Below are 18,102 nucleotides of genomic sequence, written 5' to 3' on the forward strand. Positions count from 1 at the left end.
CGGCCCACAAGGATTGAACACGTAGCAGCCAGCTGCCGTCAACTAGTGAACGCAAACATCGGGAAAAGTACGCCGAATCTTTATGCGGGGATGGCCAGCGCGGGCTTCCCGCCGAGGTGCGCGAGAACGACGGCGGCCCCGCCCAGTGCCTCCGCGCGATCCCCGAGCGAGGACATGCACACGCTCGTCGTCTCCCCGATGATCGGGACCGCATGGCGCGCGAGTCCGCGACGTACCGGCGCGAGCAGGATCTCGCCGAGCTCCGTCAGCGGCCCACCGATCACGATGGTCTCCGGGTTGATGAGGTTGGCGACGTGCGCCATCGCCCGCCCGATGGCCACGCCGGCGTCGTCGATCACGCGCAGCGCCGCGGTGTCTCCCCGCAGTGCCCAGTCGATGATGCGCTGGGTGTCCACCGCCTCCGTGCTCCCGCGGCCGAGCAGCTCGATCATGGTCGCGGTCGATGCCACGGTCTCGAGGCACCCGCGGTTACCGCACCGGCATACGAGGCCCTGCTCGTTGATGGTGGTGTGGCCGATCTCGCCCGTCACCCCGACATTGCCGTAGAAGAGCGCGCCGTTCAGAACCAGACCGGACCCGATGCCCGTGCCCACTTTCATGAACATCAGGTTCTCCACGGCGCTGTGGGGCCCCCAGGTCACCTGTGCGAGAGCGCCGAGGTTCGCGTCGTTGTCGATGAGGACGGGTAGTTGCAACCGCTCGCCGAAGCTCTGTCGGATGTTGATGCCCACCCATTCGGGGAGGATCGCACCCTGCACCACGGTCCCCGTCCGCCGGTCGATGGGCCCCGGGATGCCGATCCCGGCTCCGAGCACGGCGCGTCGGTCCACGCGGCTGTTCTCGAGGAGGGTCTCCATGAGGTCGGCTGCCGCGGACAGCCCGTCGGCTGCCGAGTGCCCGAGGGGGAGTGCCACCGATGCTTCCTGCAGCACGCGGTAATCCGGGGTGGCGAGGGCCACCCGGAGGTGCCGCCGCCCGATGTCGATACCGACCGCCACCTGGCCGTTGTCGGTGAGCATCACCGAGAGCGCGCGGCGACCGGAGCTCGTGGTCGGAGCCGTGCGCACGATCCCCGAGGTCGCCATCACCTTGACGATGTTCGAGATGGTGGCCGTGGAGAGGCCGGTCTGTCGCGAGAGTTCGGCCTGCGTCTGTGGTCCGCCCGAGCGGAGGGCCCCGATGACGCGCTGCTGGTTCTGCTCGCGCAGGGCGGATTGCGAACCGGGTTTGCGGGCGGCACTCACGGTGTCCTCGCCGTCGAGGGTGTTTCAGCGGGCATGGAACCAAGGGTGCAGGACCGACCCGTTGCCGTCAAGAAGTGAACGCAGTGAAGTACTCCTGCGCGAGCTTCCGGTAACTCGTCGCGTTCTCCTTCACGCCGTCCACCTCGCCGTCGGCGAGCGTCCGCCGCACTTTCGCCGGTACTCCTGCGACCAGCGAGCGCGGAGGCACCACGGTGCCCTCGAGCACCACGGCGCCGGCGGCCACCAGTGAGCCGGTACCGATCACCGCGCCGTTCATGACGGTGGCGCTCATGCCGATGAGGCAGTCGTCCTCGATGGTGCAGCCGTGCACCACGGCAGCGTGGCCCACGCTGACGCGCGCGCCGATCCGCGCGGGGAAGCCGGGGTCGGCGTGCACCACTACGTTGTCCTGCAGGTTGGACCCCGCGCCGATGCTGATCGTCGCGGCGTCGGCGCGGACGGCAGCGCCGAAGAAGACGCTCGCGTGGTCCCCGACGGTGACGTCGCCGATCAGGGTCGCGGTGGGGGCGATGAAGGCGGAGGGGGCGACGACGGGCGTCTTCCCGCGGAAGGTGTGCCGGGACATCCCGTCAGCCTAGGCGACGTGTCGTCGGCGCGCGGCCGCTCCTACCGGGTGCACGCGTCAGTTGAAGACGATGGTCCGGCGCCCGTCGAGCAGCACGCGCTGTTCGGCGTGCCATTGGACCGCCTGGACGAGGGCGCGCCCCTCGAGCTCGCGACCGATCGTGGCGAGCTGCTCCGCGGTGCGCACGTGGTCCACGCGGGTGACTTCCTGCTCGATGATCGGCCCCTCGTCGAGCGCCGCCGTGACGTAGTGCGCCGTCGCCCCGATGAGCTTCACGCCGCGGGCGTGTGCCTGGTGGTAGGGCCGCGCGCCCTTGAAGGAGGGCAGGAACGAGTGGTGGATGTTGATGGCGCGCCCCAGCAGGTCCCGGCAGAGGTCGTCGCTGAGGATCTGCATGTAGCGGGCGAGCACCACCAGCTCGATCTCGTACCGCCGCATGACGGCGCGAAGGGCGTTCTCGGCGTCCTCCTTGGTGTCCGGTGTCACGGGGATGTGGTGGAACTCGACGCCGTAGAATGCCGCGAGGTCGGCGAGGTCGGGGTGGTTCGAGACGATCACGGGGATGTCGATGGGCAGTGTGCCCGAGCGGTGCTGGAAGAGGAGGTCGTTGAGGCAGTGCGCAGCCTTCGACACCATGATCAGCGTGCGGGTGCGGCGTTGCGCCTCCACGAGTGACCACGTCATGCCGAAGGACTCCGCCACCGGCTGCAGCGCCGCGTGGAGGGCCTGCTCGTCGGTGGGCGTGGTGAGTGCCACCCGCATGAAGAAGGTCCCGGTGTCGGGGCTGCCGTACTGCTGGGACTCGGTGATGTTCGCCTCGGCGTCCACGAGTGCCCCCGAGACGCCGTGGACGATTCCCGGGCGGTCCGGACAGGAGAGGGTCAGCGAGTAGGAGGAGGGGGAGCGCGGCGCGGAGGAGGTCACCTAGGCGAGGCTACCGGTCGATGTCCCGAGGGGTGGACGTTCCTTCACCTTCGTGACGGCGGCCACCGCAGCGGCGCGGCCCGCCCGCGTGGCCCCCAACGTGGACGCCGAGGCGCCGTAGCCCACGAGCAGCAGGCGCGGTTCGCGCACCACCCGCACACCGTCCATCAGGATCCCGCCGCCCGGCTCGCGGAGGCGCAGCGGAGCCAGGTGGTCCAGGGATGCACGGAACCCCGTGGCCCACAGGACGACGTCGATCTCCGCCACCGTGCCGTCCGTGAACACCGCGGAGTGCTCGCGCAGCTCTGCCAGTGGCCCGCGGGAGACCAGCACTCCCGCCTCGATACCGCGCTGGTACTCCTGGGTCAGGGCGAGCCCCGTCACGGACACCACGCTGGCGGGAGGGAGCCCGGCCCGCGTCCGCGCATCGACGTCGGACTCCACCTGCCGCCCCCACTCGGGATCGAACGTGCGGCGCGTGAACGACGGCGGCCGCCGCGTCGACCAGACCGGCAGGGCCCCGGCTGCCTGGAGTTGCAGCATGAACTGCACGGCGGACGTCCCGCCGCCCACCACCAGGACCCGCCGCCCCGCGAACGCGGCGGCGGACCGGAAGTCGTGGGTGTGAAGCTGCTGACCGGCGAAGACGTCGCGCCCACGGTAGTAGGGCCAGTACGGGCGGTCCCATGTCCCGGTGGCGCTGATGACGACGTCGGCCACCCACGTGCCGCTGCTCGTCACCACGCGGAGGGGGCCGTCCGCGCCGTCCGCCTCCACCCGGGTCACGCCGACCGGGCGGAGCACCGGCAGGTCGAAGGTCCGCTCGTACTCCCCGTAGTACCGGTTGACCACAGCCGACGCCGGCTCTGCCGGATCCGGCGTTCCGAGCGGCAGGCCGGGGAGGTCGTGGAGTGCGTGGGCGGTCCCGAAGGTGAGGGAGGGCCAGCGGTGCAGCCAGGCGCCGCCGGGGGCGGCGTTCGCATCCAGGACGACGACGTCCTCGTGCCGTGCGAGGCCGCGGCGCAGGAGGTGGTGAGCGCTGCTCAAGCCGGCCTGACCCGCGCCGATCACCACCACACGGACCCGCCGTTCCTCGCCCACGCCGGGGAGTCCTGCTGCCCCTGCCCTCGGTGCCTCGTCCATCACGATCAACCTCTCCTCACCCGACCGGACGATGTGCCGGCTCCGGCATACGCTCCCGAGGGTGCTCTGCCTCCCGGAACCGCACCGGCGTCGCGGCTATTCCAGCCTGCCGTGACCTGCGGCCCGGTGGCGGCTGCATCGACGCTGCGGCTAGCATGGGAGCGTCGCGACTGGCGTAGGGTGGGCAACCACCAGGAAGCGGCATGGAGTTGGTCCCAGCAGCACCGCAGGGACGAGCGCCGGTGCAGACCACGGATCGCACGCCTGGGCCGCGGGTCACGTTTCTCGAGCGGCCGGGGTACCCGTGCCGCCCGCGAGTCAGACTGACCTCCCGCGAGACCCAGAGAAGGATCAACCGATGACCACCTCATCCATGGCTCCGTCCCACTCCGCTCCCACCCCGGTGCACGCGAACTCGGTGACGAACGCGCCGCTCGCCGAAGTTGATCCGGAGATCGCCGCCGTGCTCCGCGACGAGCTCGCCCGGCAGCGCGACACCCTCGAGATGATCGCCTCCGAGAACTTCGCGCCGCGTGCCGTCCTCGAGGCCCAGGGGAGCGTCCTCACCAACAAGTACGCCGAGGGGTATCCCGGACGCCGGTACTACGGCGGCTGCGAGCACGTGGACGTCGCCGAGAACCTCGCGATCGAGCGGGTCAAGGCCCTGTTCGGTGCCGAGTTCGCGAACGTCCAGCCGCACTCGGGTGCGCAGGCGAACGCCGCTGCCCTGGCCGCGATGATCACGCCCGGTGACAAGATCATGGGCCTCTCGCTCGCCCACGGCGGTCACCTCACGCACGGCATGAAGCTCAATTTCTCCGGGAAGCTCTACGAGGTGGCGGCCTACGGGGTCGAGGAGGACACCCACCGCCTCGACATGGACCGCGTGCGCGCGCAGGCGATCGCGGAGAAGCCGCAGGTCCTCATCGCCGGCTGGTCCGCCTACCCGCGGCAGCTCGACTTCGCCGCCTTCCGGTCCATCGCCGACGAGGTCGGAGCGCTCCTCTGGACAGACATGGCGCACTTCGCGGGCCTCGTGGCAGCCGGCGTCCACCCGAGCCCCGTGCCGCACTCCGACGTCGTCACCTCCACGGTGCACAAGACCCTCGCGGGTCCGCGTTCCGGCGTGATCCTCGCGAAGAAGGAGTGGGCCAAGAAGCTCAACTCCGCGGTGTTCCCCGGTCAGCAGGGCGGGCCGCTCATGCACGTGATCGCCGGTAAGGCGACGGCCTTCAAGATCGCCGGGTCCGCGGAGTTCCGCGAGCGGCAGGAGCGCGTCCTCGAAGGTGCGCGCATCATCGCCGAGCGCCTCACGGCATCCGACGTCACCGAGCACGGCGTCTCGGTGCTCACCGGTGGCACCGACGTCCACCTCGTGCTGGTGGACCTGCGGAACTCCGTGCTCGACGGCCAGCAGGCGGAGGACGTGCTCCACTCGGTCGGCATCACCGTCAACCGCAACGCCGTGCCGTTCGACCCCCGCCCGCCCATGGTCACCTCGGGGCTCCGCATCGGTACGCCGGCACTGGCCACCCGGGGCTTCGGCGCGCGGGAGTTCAGTGAGGTGGGCGAGATCATCGCCGCAGCGCTGAAGCCGTCTCCCGACGTCGCCGCCCTGCGCGCGCGCGTCTCCGCGCTCGCCGCGGACTTCCCGCTCTACCCGGGCCAGGAGGAGTGGTAGACCCGCTGCCGCCCGCCGCACTCTCCTCGAGGGCGGCCGCGTCGTCGGACTACGACATCCCCACCAGCGAATGCTGCTTCACCGGGTGCTGCGACCGGGGCAAGGCGTTCCTCCTCGAGCAGCTCGACGAGTACCAGAAGGACGGTTCCCATGACCACGACCGCACGCATCCTTGACGGCAAGGCCACAGCAGCCCGCATCAAGGAGGAACTCGCCGAGCGTGTGAGCGCCCTCCGCGAGCGTGGCATCACCCCCGGTCTCGGCACCGTGCTCGTCGGTGATGATCCGGGCAGCCACTCGTACGTCGCCGGCAAGCACCGCGACTGTGCACAGGTGGGGATCACGTCGGTGCGGCGCGACCTCCCGGCCACGGTCACGCAGGACGAGCTCGAAGCAGTCATCGACGAACTGAACGACGACGATGCGACCACGGGGTACATCGTCCAGCTGCCGTTGCCCGCGCATATCGACACGAACGCGATCCTCGAGCGGATCACACCGGCCAAGGACGCGGACGGCCTGCATCCGACGAACCTCGGCAAGCTGGTGCTCAACGTCAACGCGCCGATGGACTCGCCCCTGCCGTGCACGCCGCACGGCATCGTGGAGCTCCTGCGGCGTCACGACATCGAGCTCAAGGGGCTCGACGTACTCGTGGTCGGGCGGGGCGTCACCGTCGGCCGGCCGCTCGGGCTGCTCCTGACCCGCAAGCAGATCAATGCGACCGTCACACTCGCGCACACCGGCACGGTGGACCTCGCAGGCCACCTCGGCCGTGCGGACGTGGTCGTGGCCGCAGCAGGCATCCCCCACATGATCACGGCGGACCAGCTGAAGCCGGGAGCGATCGTGCTCGACGTCGGCGTCAGCCGGGTCGAGGACGCGCAGACGGGCAAGGCGAAGCTGACGGGCGACGTCGACCCGGCAGCCACGGGTGTGGCCAGCTGGCTCTCCCCGAACCCGGGCGGAGTGGGTCCCATGACCCGCGCGATGCTGCTCACGAACGTGGTCGAGGCAGCGGAGCGCCTGGCCGGCCTCTGAGGGGCACTTGGCTTCTGCCAATCGCTCCACTCGCCTAGGCTGGACGGGTGCCCATCACCCCCGCCGGTCCGCCGGTCATCTCAGCTGTCGACCTCCACAAGCACTACGGCAATTTCAGGGCGGTGGACGGCATCTCGTTCAAGGTGCCCGCGGGGGAGTCGTTCGGGCTGCTCGGACCCAACGGCGCAGGCAAGTCCACGACCATGCGCATGATCGGCGGGGTGTCGCAGCGCACTTCCGGTGACCTCACCATCATGGGCCTGGACCCGGAGGAGCACGGCCCCGAGGTCAGGGCGCACCTCGGCGTAGTGCCGCAGCAGGACAACCTCGACGAGGAACTGAAGGTACGCGACAACCTGCTCGTCTACGGGCGCTACTTCGGGCTCCCCATGAGCTACCTCAAGCCGAAGGCGGACGAGCTCCTCGAATTCGCCCAGCTCACGGACAAGGCCTCCGCAAAGGTGGATGCGCTGTCCGGAGGCATGAAGCGGCGCCTGACCATCGCACGCTCGCTCATCAACGAGCCGAAGATCCTCCTCCTCGACGAGCCGACCACGGGGCTGGACCCCCAGGCCCGCCACATCCTGTGGGACCGCCTGTTCCGGCTCAAGGAATCCGGCGTGACCCTGATCCTCACCACCCACTACATGGATGAGGCCGAACAGCTCTGCGATCGGCTCGTCGTCGTGGACAAGGGCCGGATCATGGCCGAGGGGTCACCCGCGCAGCTCATCCGCGAGCACTCCACCCGGGAGGTCCTCGAGCTGCGCTTCGGTTCCGAACGCAACACCACCGTCGCCGCCGAACTCTTGGACATCGGTGACCGGCTCGAGCCGCTGCCCGACCGCGTGCTCATCTACGCGCACGACGGCGAAGCGGCCCTCGAGCAGGTGATCTCGCGGGGGCTCCGGCCCGTGACCTCGCTCGTCCGGAGATCCTCCCTCGAGGACGTCTTCCTCCGCCTGACGGGACGGAGCCTCGTTGACTGATCCACGCCCCACAGCCGCCGCTCCTGTGACACCCGCGACGCCCGACGCCCCTCCCGGCACGCCGTACCGCCTGCACGCCCACCCTCCGCAGGTCTCGGCCCGCCGCGCCAGGACCTTCGGGTCGCTGTACTACGCGGAGCACGTCCTGCGCGCCATGAACAGCTACAAGTGGACGCTGCTCGCGACGAGCGTCGGCACGCCCGTCATGTACCTCTTCGCGATGGGCGTCGGGCTCGCGACACTCGTCGACCAGACCTCCGGCAGCGTCTTCGGGGGCGTGAGCTACCTCGCCTTCATTGCACCAGCCCTGCTCGCCTCGGCGACGATCATGACCGCGGCCACCGAGTTCACCTACCCGGTGATGGACGGCTTCAAGTGGCGGCGCGTCTACTACGGGCCGCACGCCTCCCCGCTCAGTACCGACCAGATCGTCCACGGCCACGTCCTCGCGATCGCCACGCGGTTGACGGTGACCACGGTGATCTACTTCCTCATCGTGGCAGCCTTCGGCGCCTCACCCGAGGCGACGGGTGTCCTCGCCGTCCCCGTCGCCGTCCTCACGGGCCTTGCCTTCGGTCTGCCGCTCATGGCCTACGCCGCGAGCGTGGAGAACGACAAGGGCCAGTTCGCCCTCGTCATGCGCTTCATCGTGATGCCGCTGTTCCTCTTCTCCGGCACCTTCTACCCGCTGACCACACTTCCCGTCTTCCTCCAGTGGATCGGGTGGATCTCCCCGCTCTGGCACGGCACGGAGCTGGGCCGGGCGCTCACCTACGGCCAGGACCTGCCGGCGTGGCTCGCCGTCGTGCACGTCGCCTTCCTGGTGGTCCTGGCGATCGTGGGCCTGCGGCTCGCGCGTCGCGTCTATGCACGGCGGTTGGGGAAATGACCACGCAGCTGACGGCCGCCGACTACGCGCTCGAGGGGTCGCGCAGACCGCTCGCGGCCCTGTACTCGCGCAACGCGAAGGCGGTGATCGCCCGGGGCCTGCTGGCCACGCGCAGCAACAACTGGTTGGTGATGGTCTCTGGCTTCTTCGAGCCCGTGCTGTACCTGCTGTCGATGGGCGTCGGACTCGGAGCCCTCGTCGGAACCGTCGAGGGACCCGACGGGCAGCCGATCAGCTACGCCGCGTACATCGCCCCGGCACTCCTCGCGGTCTCGGCGATGAACGGTGCCGTGTACGACAGCACCTGGAACGTCTTCTTCCGGATGAATTTCGCGAAGCTCTACCAGGGCATGCTGTCCACTTCGCTCGGTCCGCTCGACGTCGCGATCGGGGAGATCGTCCTGGCCCTGCTCCGCGGTGCCATGTATGCGACGGGCTTCACGGCGGTGATGGCTCTCATGGGTCTGATCACCAGCCCGGTGGCGCTGCTCGTCATCCCTGCGGCCGTGCTCATCGCCTTCGGGTTCGCCTCCTTCGGCATGGGCATCACGAGCTTCATGAAGACCTTCCAGCAGATGGAGTGGATCAACTTCGTCATGCTGCCGATGTTCCTGTTCTCGGCCACCTTCTACCCCCTGAGCGTGTACCCGCAGGGGATCCAGTGGTTCATCCAGGCCCTGCCGCTGTGGCACGGTGTCGAGCTCCTCCGGCAGATCAGCATCGCGTCCTTCACGCCGGCGACGGTCATCCACGTAAGCTACTTCCTCGTGATGATCGCCGTGGGACTGTTCCTGACGACTCTCCGGCTGCGGACGCTCTTCCAGAAGTAGAGTGGCGGAGTGGCTTCCGACGACTGTCGGGACGGCGGGAGTGAGCGACGTCGTCCGCCGTGCGCAGGCGCACAGCCGGCTACTGTCCGGTCTGGTCCTGGTGGACAGGGCGGTACGCGCAACGACGAAGCGACGGTCGGGGCTGGGGCCCGGCCGTCGCTTCGTGTGCTGTGACCCGTCGCGGCGGTGCGGGTCCTACCGGTGCCCGACCATGCCATCGTCAGGATCGAGTGTCGTCAGGACCGCTCGGCCGTGGGACGTGTCGTTCAGATGACGAGTGTCGCGTACACCACGTAGTTGTCGTCGAACTCGCCCGTGTCCGGGTTGTAGCCGTCGCATGTGATGAGCCGCAGTTCCGAGCCCGGGGTGTTGCCGTAGACCGTGAAGGTCGGGAAGTTGTCCTTCTCGTACTGCTCGCCACGCTGGAACTCGAACTCCGCCGTCGAGCCGTCCTGACGGATGACGTTGATGCGGTCTCCCGCCTTCAGGGCGCGGAGATCGGCGAAGACGCCCTTGCCGCCATCGGTAGCGTTCACGTGCCCGAGCATCACTGCCGGCCCGCGATCACCCGGGGTGGGGGACTGGTTGTACCAGCTCGCCGGTGCGCCCGGTCCGTCCGGCGGTACCTCGAGGCTCCGGTTCTCGCGGAGACCGAGACTGAGGAGGTCCGTCCGCACGCCGATCGTCGGAATCTCCAGGGTGACGGGTTCCGATGCCGGGAGGACCGCCGGCTGGGCGGGTTCCGCAGGGGCGGGAGCCGCAGCGGGCGGGGACGACGGCGCGGCGGGAGCCTGCGTAGGAGCCTGCGACGTCGGCGCCACGGTGGGCGCCGCGCTGACGGAGGTCTCGGTTGTGGTGGCAGGGGCGTCCCCGGAGCCACAGCCGGTCAGGAGAAAAAGGGCGGCCACCGCCGGGGCCGTGAAGCCCCAGCGGTGGCCGATTGCTTTACCGATCACAGTGAAGGATAGGTATTACGCGTTGGCGCGGCGACGAACGGCGTAGGTGCCACCGGCTGCTGCTGCGAGGACGAGCCCGCCACCGAGGGCGATCATGCCTGCGGTGTTGGAGGACTCGGTGGCAACACCGGTGTCGGCTCCGCCGTACGGCATTTCGCCCATCTGGGTCTTCACGAGCGTGCCGCACAGTGCGGGCGAGGTGGCGCCGAGGGGCAGCGCCTCCTGGGGCTCGGGGGTCAGGTCGCTACGGCTGTTGAAGACCTCAGCCGTTGCGGGGGTGGTTGCGGGATCCAGACCGTGGACGACGACGACGGCGGTGCCGGCGGCGAGGGCGTCCTGAGTGGCCTGGTCGAGCTCGATCTTGCGCTCGACCGAGTAGGTTCCACCCTGGCCACCGAGAGCGAGGTTCAGGCCCTCGGCAGGCGTGGTTGCACCGGAGGTGGTGATCGTGGTGAGGATTCCTCCGTAGCCGGCTGCACCCTCGGAAACGCTGACGATGCCGTTGGCATCGGCGTCGTTGGCGGGGGTGGGGCAGACGCCTGCAGCGCCGCCGTGGATGTGCTGGACGTGGGGGTACGGCATGTCCATGAAGGTCTCGGCGAGGCCGGAAACCTGCAGGTTGATGGTGGCGCTGGCGCCCTTCACGTCGACCGTGATGGTTCCGGTGCCCGTGGTGCCGTTCAGCTGGCCCAGCGTGGACGAGTAGGTGCCTGTGGCGTGGTCGGCCATCGCGGGGGCACCTGCCATGGCGACAGCGCCGAGGGCGAGGGCCGGAACGGCGATGAGACGCATCTTCTTGTTCATGGGGTATTCCTCCATAGTGCGAGTGAAGCGCACCGAGAGGGCGCGCGTAACCCTGATTCGGGGTGACACCCATCACGGATGGGGGAAGATGTGAAAAATCTTTGAAGGGGCTGGCAGTTCGCCAGCGGTGGAAGCTCGGCGGCTCGTGGCGCGCATGCGGAACAATGACCGTATGCAGAGCATCGGGAACAACGGACGGCCCGCGGGCCGGGGCGTGAGTATGCGCATGGGTACCGCCGGCATGGCCGTGATGGTGATCGTCTTCCTGGTGGCCGTGGTGTTCGCGGCCAACCAGAACGACGTCATCGGGTGGCTCGTGGCCCTCATCTCGCTCGGCTGGCTGCTCATCTTCAGCTATGTGGTGGTCAGCCTGCGGTCCGCTGCTCGCAAGGCTGCGGCCCGCCTTCAGACGCACGGGGGATTCGATGCGCGCGGGAGTGTGCCACCAGCCGCGATCGACCGCTCGCGGGATCTGAAGCTGGACCACAGCTTCAAGATCGTGCAGGTGCAGGTGGGTGTCGTCAGGGAGTACCTGGGTAAGGACGAGGGGATGGTGGAGCGTGCGCTCGAGACCATCGAGATCACCTCGCACAACGCCCGGTCCATGATGAAGGGCTCGTCGGAGGGCCCTGTCGAAGGCACCGTGGTCGACTGAGTGGAGGCCGTTCCGGCGGACGTGATGCGCGCAAAACTGCGGGGTAAGGTGGATCGAGTGAGTCCGGCATCCACCCCAGAGCTGAAGCCCCTGCGCATCGCCTCCGTGAACGTCAACGGCATCCGCGCCGCCTACAAGCGCGGCATGCAGCAGTGGCTGGACGGGCGCGACGTCGACATCCTGTGTCTGCAGGAGGTCCGTGCGCCCGATGCCGTGGTCCGCTCCCTGCTCGGTGACGGCTGGCACATCCTCCACACCGAGGCCGAGGCGAAGGGCCGCGCGGGGGTAGCCATCGCATCCCGCCAGGAGCCCGTCGCCACGAGGACCAGCATCGGTGACTCCTACTTCGACACCGCCGGACGCTGGGTCGAGGCCGACTTCGAGATCCACGGCACGGCGCTCTCGGTCGTCAGCGCCTACGTGCACTCCGGCGAGGTGGGCACCCAGAAACAGGACGACAAGTACCGGTTCCTCGACGCCATGGCCGCCCGCCTGCCGCACCTGCGGGACCGCGCGGACCACGCCGTCGTGATGGGTGACCTGAACGTGGGGCACACGGAGCTGGACATCCGGAACTGGAAGGGCAACGTGAAGAACGCCGGCTTCCTGCCCGAGGAACGCGCGTACTTCGACAGGTTCTTCTCAAACGAGTGCGGCTTCATCGACGTCGCGCGATCCCTCGCCGGGCCGATCGACGGGCCGTACACCTGGTGGTCCTGGCGTGGAAAGGCCTTCGACAACGACACCGGGTGGCGCATCGACTACCAGCTGGCCACGCAGGCCCTCGCGGAGAGCGCCGTGAGCGCCGACGTCGACCGGGCGCCGAGCTGGGACACGCGGTTCTCGGACCACGCGCCGCTCGTCGTCGACTACCGGATACAACCCGAGGACGCAGACGCACCATGACCATCCCTACCGCAGCTCCCACCACCTCTTCCGCGGCGCCTGCCGCACAGGGTGCCCGCCAGCGCGTCCTGTCCGGCATGCAGCCCTCGGCCGGCTCGCTCCACCTCGGCAACTACCTCGGCGCGCTCGTCAACTGGGTCCGTCTGCAGGAGACCTTCGACGCCGTCTACTTCATCCCCGATCTGCACGCGATCACGGTGCCGCAGGACCCGCAGGAACTGGCGCACCGCTCCCGCCTCACTGCAGCGCAGTACATCGCAGGCGGTGTGGATCCGGACACCGCAACACTGTTCGTGCAGTCGCATGTCCCGGAGCACGCCCAGCTCGCCTGGGTCCTCAACTGCCTCACCGGCTTCGGTGAGGCCTCGCGCATGACGCAGTTCAAGGACAAGGCGTCCAAGCAGGGCACCGACGCGGCGAGCGTGGGGCTCTTCACCTACCCGATCCTGCAGGCCGCGGACATCCTGCTGTACCGGCCCGACGGCGTCCCGGTCGGTGAGGACCAGCGACAGCACGTGGAGCTGAGCCGGGACCTCGCACAGCGTTTCAACGCCCGGTTCGGGGAGACCTTCGTGGTGCCGGAGCCCTTCATCCAGAAGGAGTCGGCGAAGATCTACGACCTCCAGAACCCGACGGCGAAGATGTCCAAGTCCGCACCGTCCGTCGCAGGCCTGATCAACCTGCTCGACGACCCGAAGGTCACGGCCAAGCGCATCAAGTCGGCCGTCACGGACGCGGGTACCGAGATCCGCTTCGATCGGGCCGAGAAGCCCGGCGTCTCGAACCTGCTCAGTATCTTCTCCCTGCTGTCGGGTCGGAGCGTAGCCGAGCTCGAGGCCGAGTACGCCGGCCGCATGTACGGCCATCTGAAGGTCGACCTAGCCGACGTGGTGGTCGAGGCGCTCGCGCCGATCCGCTCGCGGACCGAGGAACTGCTCGCCGATCCGGCGGAGCTCGACCGGCTGCTGGCCCAGGGAGCCGCGAAGGCACGGGCGCTGGCAGCACCCACACTCGCCGACGTGTACGCGCGCGTGGGCTTCCTGCCCGCCGCCGGAGCTCGCTGACCCATGTGTGCCCTCGCCGGTCGTCCGTCCTCTGCAGACGCTGCGGACGCACTGCGGGCGGAGAGCTGCGTGGGGATCACCATCCCGATACCGGAGCCGCTCGCCGGCAGGCTCGTGACCTGGCGCGCCTCCTTCGGTGATCCGATGGCGTCCGTGGTGCCGCCCCACGTCACCCTGATCACCACCACCCAGGCCACGGACTGGACTGCGACGATCGACCACGTGCGGGAGGTCGCGCAAGGTCAACAGTCCTTCGGTGTGACCCTGAGGGGAACCGGTTCCTTCCGTCCGGTGTCACCGGTGGTGTTCCTGAACCTCGTCGAGGGCTACGAGGAGTGCGTGGATCTGCACACGCGGCTCCAGACGGGCCCCCTGGAGCGCGACCTCGAATTCCCGTTCCACCCCCACGTGACCGTGGCCCACGACGTCTCGGACGCCGGGATGGATGCTGCGCTCGAGCAGCTGGGGGACTTCGAGGCGTCCTTCGAGGTGGGAGCCATGGGGCTCTACGAACACCTGCCCTCGGGCCTGTGGAGGTTGCGGGAGGAGCTGCACTTTGGCATCGCTGACCGCTCCCAAACCCCCTGTTCCTGAGCAGCCGTCACCCGCCAGCCTGCCCGAGCTCCACCGCAAGGTGATCGACGCACAGGTGCGGCTCGGTCGGTTGAGACGATCCGGCAGCGGGGGAGCGGAGCTGTTCCTCGCGCGGACCGATCTCGCCCTGTCGCGGTTCAACACCCTCCGTCCGGTCCGGGTGTTCCAGCTCTACCTCGTGCGGAGCGGCCCCCTGATGGCCGCCGGGCTCGCCTACCGGCTCTTCTTCACCATCGCCGCACTCCTGTTCGTGGGCTTCGCGATTTTCGGGCTCGTGCTCGCCGGCAACGAGACGCTCCAGCGCATCGTCATCGGCGCCCTTGACGCGGCCGTGCCCGGGCTGATCGCCGAGGGCGATCAGGAGGGGCTCGTGCGACCGGAGGTCCTGTTCGACGGCGACACCGGGTTCGGTCTGGCCCTCCTCGTGTCGGCCGTGGTGACCCTCGCCACGGCCCTCGGCTGGGTGGCGGGGATCAGGGAGGCCATGCGGCGGATCTTCGACCTGCCGCCGCTCGTGGGGCTCCCTGTGGTGATCAAGCTCAAGGACCTCGGGACGCTCGCCCTGCTCGCGGTGGTGATGCTCGTGACCACGGTGGTCGGTGTACTCGCCAACACCACGCTCGGCGCCGTGCTCACCTTCCTCCACCTGACCGACGCGAGCCGCTGGCTCACCCAGGTGGCGGGGTTCGCCGTCATGGTGGTCCTCGACACGCTCGTCGCCGTCGTCCTGCTGCGCTCGGCGTCCGCCATAGACATGCCGCGGCCCGTGCTCCTGCAGGGAGCTGTGATCGCCGGTATCGGAAGCACCCTCCTGCGGTCCTTCTCGACGCTCCTCCTCGCGGGCCTCGGCCGGAACGTCATCCTGCTGCAGTTCGCCGTGATCCTCGGGCTCTTCATCTGGTTCTTCTTCCTGAACCAGGTGTACCTGCTGGCGACGGCGTGGTGCGCCATCGGGACGGCCGACCGCGAGGTCAGGGAGGATCGACGGCGCGGGGCCAGGACGGGCAGCCTGCAGCAGCGCAGCCGGCGGAAGCAGGATTCCGAAGGATGATCGTTCCGGCCGGTCGCCTGCCCCTGACGTGACGAAGCATCCGACCCGGACATGACGAAGGGCGGCCCGTCGGTGACGGACCGCCCTTCATCGTGCCGGCCGGCGTTACCGGCCGGATCTGACCCTGCGTGCGAATCAGACCCTGCGGGTCAGGATGGCCTGCTTGACCTCGGAGATGGCCTTGGTGACCTGGATACCGCGAGGGCAGGCCTCGGAGCAGTTGAAGGTGGTGCGGCAGCGCCACACGCCTTCCTTGTCATTCAGGATCTCGAGGCGCATGTCACCGGCGTCATCACGTGAATCGAAGATGAAGCGGTGTGCGTTGACGATCGCTGCGGGACCGAAGTACTGACCGTCGGTCCAGAAGACGGGGCAGGACGACGTGCACGCCGCGCAGAGAATGCACTTGGTGGTGTCGTCGTAGCGCTCGCGCTCCTCGGCGGACTGCAGCCGTTCCTTCGTGGGCTCGTGGCCCTTCGTGACGAGGAACGGCATGATCTCGCGGTACGACTGGAAGAACGGCTCCATGTCGACGATGAGGTCCTTCTCCACGGGCAGGCCCTTGATGGGCTCGACGAGGATGGGCTTCGACGTGTCGAGGTCCTTCAGAAGCGTCTTGCACGCCAGGCGGTTGCGGCCGTTGATGCGCATGGCATCGGACCCGCAGACGCCGTGGGCGCAGGACCGTCGGAACGACACCGAACCGTCGTGCTCCCACTTCACCTTGTGCAGGGCGTCCAGCACGCGGTCCGTGCCGTACATGGTCAGCTGCCACTCGTCCCACCGCGCCTCGTCGGAGATCTCGGGGTCGTAGCGGCGGACCTTCAGGGTGATGTCGAACGTGGGGATCTCTCCGCCACCGCCGACACCCGGTGCGAGCTCGACCTTGGAGGCCGGCTCCTTCTCCATCGTTTCGGTGCTCATCAGTACTTTCGCTCCATGGGCTGGTATCGGGTGAAGATCACCGGTTTGGTCTCAAGGCGCACACCGCTCGTCTCGACGGCGCTGGGGTCCTTGTAGGCCATGGAATGGGTCATGAAGTTCTCGTCGTCGCGCTCCGGGTAGTCCTCCCGGAAGTGACCGCCACGGGACTCCTTGCGGTGCAGTGCAGCTGCCGTCATGACCTTCGCCATGTCCAGCAGGAAGCCCAGTTCCACGGCCTCGAGGAGGTCGAGGTTGAACCGCTTGCCCTTGTCCTGCACGGTGATGCGTGTGTAGCGCTCCTCGAGCGAGTCGATCACGCGCAGCGCCTCGAGGAGGGTCTCCTCCGTGCGGAACACCTGCACGTTGGCGTCCATGATGTCCTGGAGTTCCTTGCGGATGAGGGCCACGCGCTCGCCGCCCTCCGAGCTGCGGGCCCGGTTGAGGAGCTCCTCGGTCTCGGTGGTCGGGTTCTCGGGGATCTCCACGAAGTCGGCTGTCAGGGCGTACTCCGCGGCAGCCAGGCCGGCGCGCTTGCCGAACACATTGATGTCCAGCAGTGAGTTGGTGCCGAGTCGGTTCGATCCGTGCACCGAGACGCAGGCGACCTCGCCGGCGGCGTACAGCCCCGGCACCACGGTGTCGTTGTCCGCGAGGACCTCGGCCTTGATGTTGGTGGGGATGCCGCCCATCGCGTAGTGCGCCGTCGGGAAGACGGGGACCGGTTCGGTGTAGGGCTCCACGCCGAGGTACGTCCGGGCGAACTCGGTGATGTCCGGGAGCTTCGCGTCGATGTGGGCGGGCTCGAGGTGGGTGAGGTCGAGGAGGACGTAGTCCTTGTTCGGCCCCGCACCGCGGCCCTCGCGGACCTCGTTCGCCATGGACCGCGCCACGATGTCACGGGGAGCGAGATCCTTGATGGTCGGTGCGTAGCGCTCCATGAAGCGCTCGCCCTCCGAGTTGCGGAGGATGGCACCCTCACCGCGGGCGGCCTCCGAGAGGAGGATGCCGAGACCGGCGAGTCCGGTCGGGTGGAACTGGAAGAACTCCATGTCCTCGAGGGGGATGCCCCGACGGAACGCGATGCCCATGCCGTCACCGGTGAGGGTGTGCGCGTTGGAGGTCGTCTTGTAGACCTTGCCGACGCCGCCCGAGGCGAAGACGATCGACTTCGCCTGGAAGACGTGCAGCTCGCCCGATGCGAGGTCGTAGGAGACGACCCCGGCGACGCGCTTCTGGATCCGCGTCTCGCCGTCGACGACCACTTCCTCGTCGACCATGAGGAGGTCGAGGACGTAGTACTCGTTGTAGAACTCGACGTTGTGCTTGACGCAGTTCTGGTACAGCGTCTGGAGGATCATGTGGCCCGTGCGGTCGGCCGCGTAGCAGGACCTGCGGACGGGAGCCTTGCCGTGGTCACGTGTGTGACCGCCGAAGCGACGCTGGTCGATCCGGCCCTCGGGTGTCCGGTTGAAGGGCAGCCCCATCTTCTCGAGGTCGAGGACGGCCTCGATCGCCTCCCGCGCCATGACCTCTGCGGCGTCCTGGTCGACGAGGTAGTCGCCACCCTTGACGGTGTCGAAGGTGTGCCACTCCCAGTTGTCCTCTTCGACATTGGCGAGGGCGGCGCACATGCCGCCCTGGGCCGCACCCGTGTGCGACCGCGTGGGGTAGAGCTTCGTCAGGACGGCGGTGCGGGCGCGCTGGCCGGACTCGATGGCTGCGCGCATCCCTGCGCCGCCCGCTCCGACGATGACGACGTCGTACTTGTGGACCTGCATGCTGGTCGCTCTTTCTGTTGAA

Annotated in this window: 19 protein-coding genes; 11 read left to right on the forward strand and 8 right to left on the reverse strand. The window is 68.6% G+C overall.

The features are described from left to right. Positions 1 to 80 precede the first annotated feature (80 nt). From AC4D16_RS10440 to AC4D16_RS10455, 4 genes are all read right to left on the reverse strand, one after another. Complete coding sequence (locus AC4D16_RS10440) at positions 81 to 1,265, reverse strand: ROK family transcriptional regulator (RefSeq protein WP_490954946.1); 1,185 nt, start codon at positions 1,263 to 1,265, stop codon at positions 81 to 83. A gap of 67 nt (positions 1,266 to 1,332) precedes the next feature. Continuing rightward, the gene (locus tag AC4D16_RS10445) at positions 1,333 to 1,851 is read right to left on the reverse strand and encodes a gamma carbonic anhydrase family protein (protein WP_490954947.1); all 519 of its coding nucleotides are present in this window, start codon (positions 1,849 to 1,851) and stop codon (positions 1,333 to 1,335) included. 57 nt (positions 1,852 to 1,908) lie between these two features. Then, positions 1,909 to 2,775, reverse strand: a complete 867-nt coding sequence (gene purU / locus AC4D16_RS10450; protein ID WP_490950296.1) for a formyltetrahydrofolate deformylase — start codon at positions 2,773 to 2,775, stop codon at positions 1,909 to 1,911. Continuing rightward, entirely contained in the window at positions 2,776 to 3,918 is a 1,143-nt protein-coding gene (locus tag AC4D16_RS10455; RefSeq protein ID WP_490954948.1) for an FAD-dependent oxidoreductase, read from the reverse strand. 358 nt (positions 3,919 to 4,276) lie between these two features. Here AC4D16_RS10455 and glyA point away from each other — a divergent pair, with 358 nt between their 5' ends. The 6 genes from glyA to AC4D16_RS10485 are packed head-to-tail and all read left to right on the forward strand — an operon-like array spanning position 4,277 to position 9,348. Next, positions 4,277 to 5,599 carry a serine hydroxymethyltransferase gene (gene glyA / locus AC4D16_RS10460; protein WP_490954949.1) on the forward strand — a complete coding sequence of 441 codons (1,323 nt, stop codon included), beginning with the start codon at positions 4,277 to 4,279 and terminating at the stop codon, positions 5,597 to 5,599. After that, entirely contained in the window at positions 5,593 to 5,775 is a 183-nt protein-coding gene (locus AC4D16_RS10465; RefSeq protein ID WP_490950293.1) for a hypothetical protein, read from the forward strand. The genes glyA and AC4D16_RS10465 overlap by 7 nt, the downstream gene beginning before the upstream one ends. Continuing rightward, positions 5,750 to 6,640 carry a bifunctional methylenetetrahydrofolate dehydrogenase/methenyltetrahydrofolate cyclohydrolase gene (locus AC4D16_RS10470; RefSeq protein WP_490954950.1) on the forward strand — a complete coding sequence of 297 codons (891 nt, stop codon included), beginning with the start codon at positions 5,750 to 5,752 and terminating at the stop codon, positions 6,638 to 6,640. The genes AC4D16_RS10465 and AC4D16_RS10470 overlap by 26 nt, the downstream gene beginning before the upstream one ends. Before the next feature lie 47 nt (positions 6,641 to 6,687). Continuing rightward, positions 6,688 to 7,629 carry an ABC transporter ATP-binding protein gene (locus tag AC4D16_RS10475; RefSeq protein WP_490954951.1) on the forward strand — a complete coding sequence of 314 codons (942 nt, stop codon included), beginning with the start codon at positions 6,688 to 6,690 and terminating at the stop codon, positions 7,627 to 7,629. Further along, positions 7,622 to 8,518 carry an ABC transporter permease gene (locus AC4D16_RS10480; RefSeq protein WP_490954952.1) on the forward strand — a complete coding sequence of 299 codons (897 nt, stop codon included), beginning with the start codon at positions 7,622 to 7,624 and terminating at the stop codon, positions 8,516 to 8,518. Before AC4D16_RS10475 ends, AC4D16_RS10480 begins: the two co-directional genes overlap by 8 nt. Beyond that, positions 8,515 to 9,348 carry an ABC transporter permease gene (locus AC4D16_RS10485; protein ID WP_490954953.1) on the forward strand — a complete coding sequence of 278 codons (834 nt, stop codon included), beginning with the start codon at positions 8,515 to 8,517 and terminating at the stop codon, positions 9,346 to 9,348. The genes AC4D16_RS10480 and AC4D16_RS10485 overlap by 4 nt, the downstream gene beginning before the upstream one ends. Positions 9,349 to 9,614: 266 nt before the next feature. Here AC4D16_RS10485 and AC4D16_RS10490 read toward each other — a convergent pair whose 3' ends face one another. After that, positions 9,615 to 10,304 (reverse strand): class F sortase, encoded by a 690-nt coding sequence (locus tag AC4D16_RS10490; protein WP_490954954.1) that lies wholly within the window; start codon positions 10,302 to 10,304, stop codon positions 9,615 to 9,617. 15 nt (positions 10,305 to 10,319) lie between these two features. Then, positions 10,320 to 11,108: a GVDTG sorting domain-containing protein gene (locus AC4D16_RS10495; RefSeq protein ID WP_490954955.1), complete on the reverse strand. Its 789-nt coding sequence runs from the start codon at positions 11,106 to 11,108 to the stop codon at positions 10,320 to 10,322. 172 nt (positions 11,109 to 11,280) lie between these two features. On the opposite strand from AC4D16_RS10495, the gene AC4D16_RS10500 reads away from it, so the two are divergent. The 5 genes from AC4D16_RS10500 (at position 11,281) to AC4D16_RS10520 (ending at position 15,378) form a co-directional block, all read left to right on the forward strand. Next, positions 11,281 to 11,763, forward strand: coding sequence for a hypothetical protein (locus AC4D16_RS10500; RefSeq protein ID WP_490954956.1), 483 nt, complete (start codon positions 11,281 to 11,283; stop codon positions 11,761 to 11,763). 48 nt (positions 11,764 to 11,811) lie between these two features. Continuing rightward, entirely contained in the window at positions 11,812 to 12,669 is an 858-nt protein-coding gene (locus tag AC4D16_RS10505) for an exodeoxyribonuclease III (protein ID WP_490954957.1), read from the forward strand. Beyond that, complete coding sequence (gene trpS / locus AC4D16_RS10510; RefSeq protein WP_490954958.1) at positions 12,666 to 13,733, forward strand: tryptophan--tRNA ligase; 1,068 nt, start codon at positions 12,666 to 12,668, stop codon at positions 13,731 to 13,733. Before AC4D16_RS10505 ends, trpS begins: the two co-directional genes overlap by 4 nt. Positions 13,734 to 13,802: 69 nt before the next feature. Beyond that, positions 13,803 to 14,327 (forward strand): 2'-5' RNA ligase family protein, encoded by a 525-nt coding sequence (locus tag AC4D16_RS10515; protein WP_490950283.1) that lies wholly within the window; start codon positions 13,803 to 13,805, stop codon positions 14,325 to 14,327. Further along, on the forward strand, positions 14,290 to 15,378 hold the full coding sequence (locus AC4D16_RS10520; RefSeq protein ID WP_490954959.1) for a YihY/virulence factor BrkB family protein: 1,089 nt from the start codon (positions 14,290 to 14,292) through the stop codon (positions 15,376 to 15,378). The genes AC4D16_RS10515 and AC4D16_RS10520 overlap by 38 nt, the downstream gene beginning before the upstream one ends. A gap of 135 nt (positions 15,379 to 15,513) precedes the next feature. Here the strand turns inward: AC4D16_RS10520 and AC4D16_RS10525 are convergent, their stop codons facing one another. Together AC4D16_RS10525 and sdhA are read right to left on the reverse strand one after the other, a co-directional pair. Beyond that, on the reverse strand, positions 15,514 to 16,302 hold the full coding sequence (locus AC4D16_RS10525) for a succinate dehydrogenase iron-sulfur subunit (protein ID WP_490950281.1): 789 nt from the start codon (positions 16,300 to 16,302) through the stop codon (positions 15,514 to 15,516). Continuing rightward, a complete protein-coding gene (gene sdhA / locus AC4D16_RS10530; protein WP_490954960.1) occupies positions 16,302 to 18,080 on the reverse strand; it encodes a succinate dehydrogenase flavoprotein subunit in 1,779 nt (592 codons plus the stop codon). The genes AC4D16_RS10525 and sdhA overlap by 1 nt, the downstream gene beginning before the upstream one ends. Between the last annotated feature and the right edge of the window lie 22 nt (positions 18,081 to 18,102).

The sequence above is a fragment of the Arthrobacter sp. TJ-236 genome (assembly GCF_058269235.1).

Excerpts from the sequence above, each read along its gene's own strand:
- AC4D16_RS10445 (WP_490954947.1), bottom strand. The coding sequence starts at position 1,851 with ATGTCCCGGCACACCTTCCGCGGGAAGACGCCCGTCGTCGCCCCCTCC.
- AC4D16_RS10455 (WP_490954948.1), bottom strand. The coding sequence starts at position 3,918 with ATGGACGAGGCACCGAGGGCAGGGGCAGCAGGACTCCCCGGCGTGGGC.
- glyA (WP_490954949.1), top strand. The coding sequence starts at position 4,277 with ATGACCACCTCATCCATGGCTCCGTCCCACTCCGCTCCCACCCCGGTG.
- AC4D16_RS10470 (WP_490954950.1), top strand. The coding sequence starts at position 5,750 with ATGACCACGACCGCACGCATCCTTGACGGCAAGGCCACAGCAGCCCGC.
- AC4D16_RS10485 (WP_490954953.1), top strand. The coding sequence starts at position 8,515 with ATGACCACGCAGCTGACGGCCGCCGACTACGCGCTCGAGGGGTCGCGC.
- AC4D16_RS10495 (WP_490954955.1), bottom strand. The coding sequence starts at position 11,108 with ATGAACAAGAAGATGCGTCTCATCGCCGTTCCGGCCCTCGCCCTCGGC.
- AC4D16_RS10500 (WP_490954956.1), top strand. The coding sequence starts at position 11,281 with ATGCAGAGCATCGGGAACAACGGACGGCCCGCGGGCCGGGGCGTGAGT.
- trpS (WP_490954958.1), top strand. The coding sequence starts at position 12,666 with ATGACCATCCCTACCGCAGCTCCCACCACCTCTTCCGCGGCGCCTGCC.
- AC4D16_RS10525 (WP_490950281.1), bottom strand. The coding sequence starts at position 16,302 with ATGAGCACCGAAACGATGGAGAAGGAGCCGGCCTCCAAGGTCGAGCTC.
- sdhA (WP_490954960.1), bottom strand. The coding sequence starts at position 18,080 with ATGCAGGTCCACAAGTACGACGTCGTCATCGTCGGAGCGGGCGGCGCA.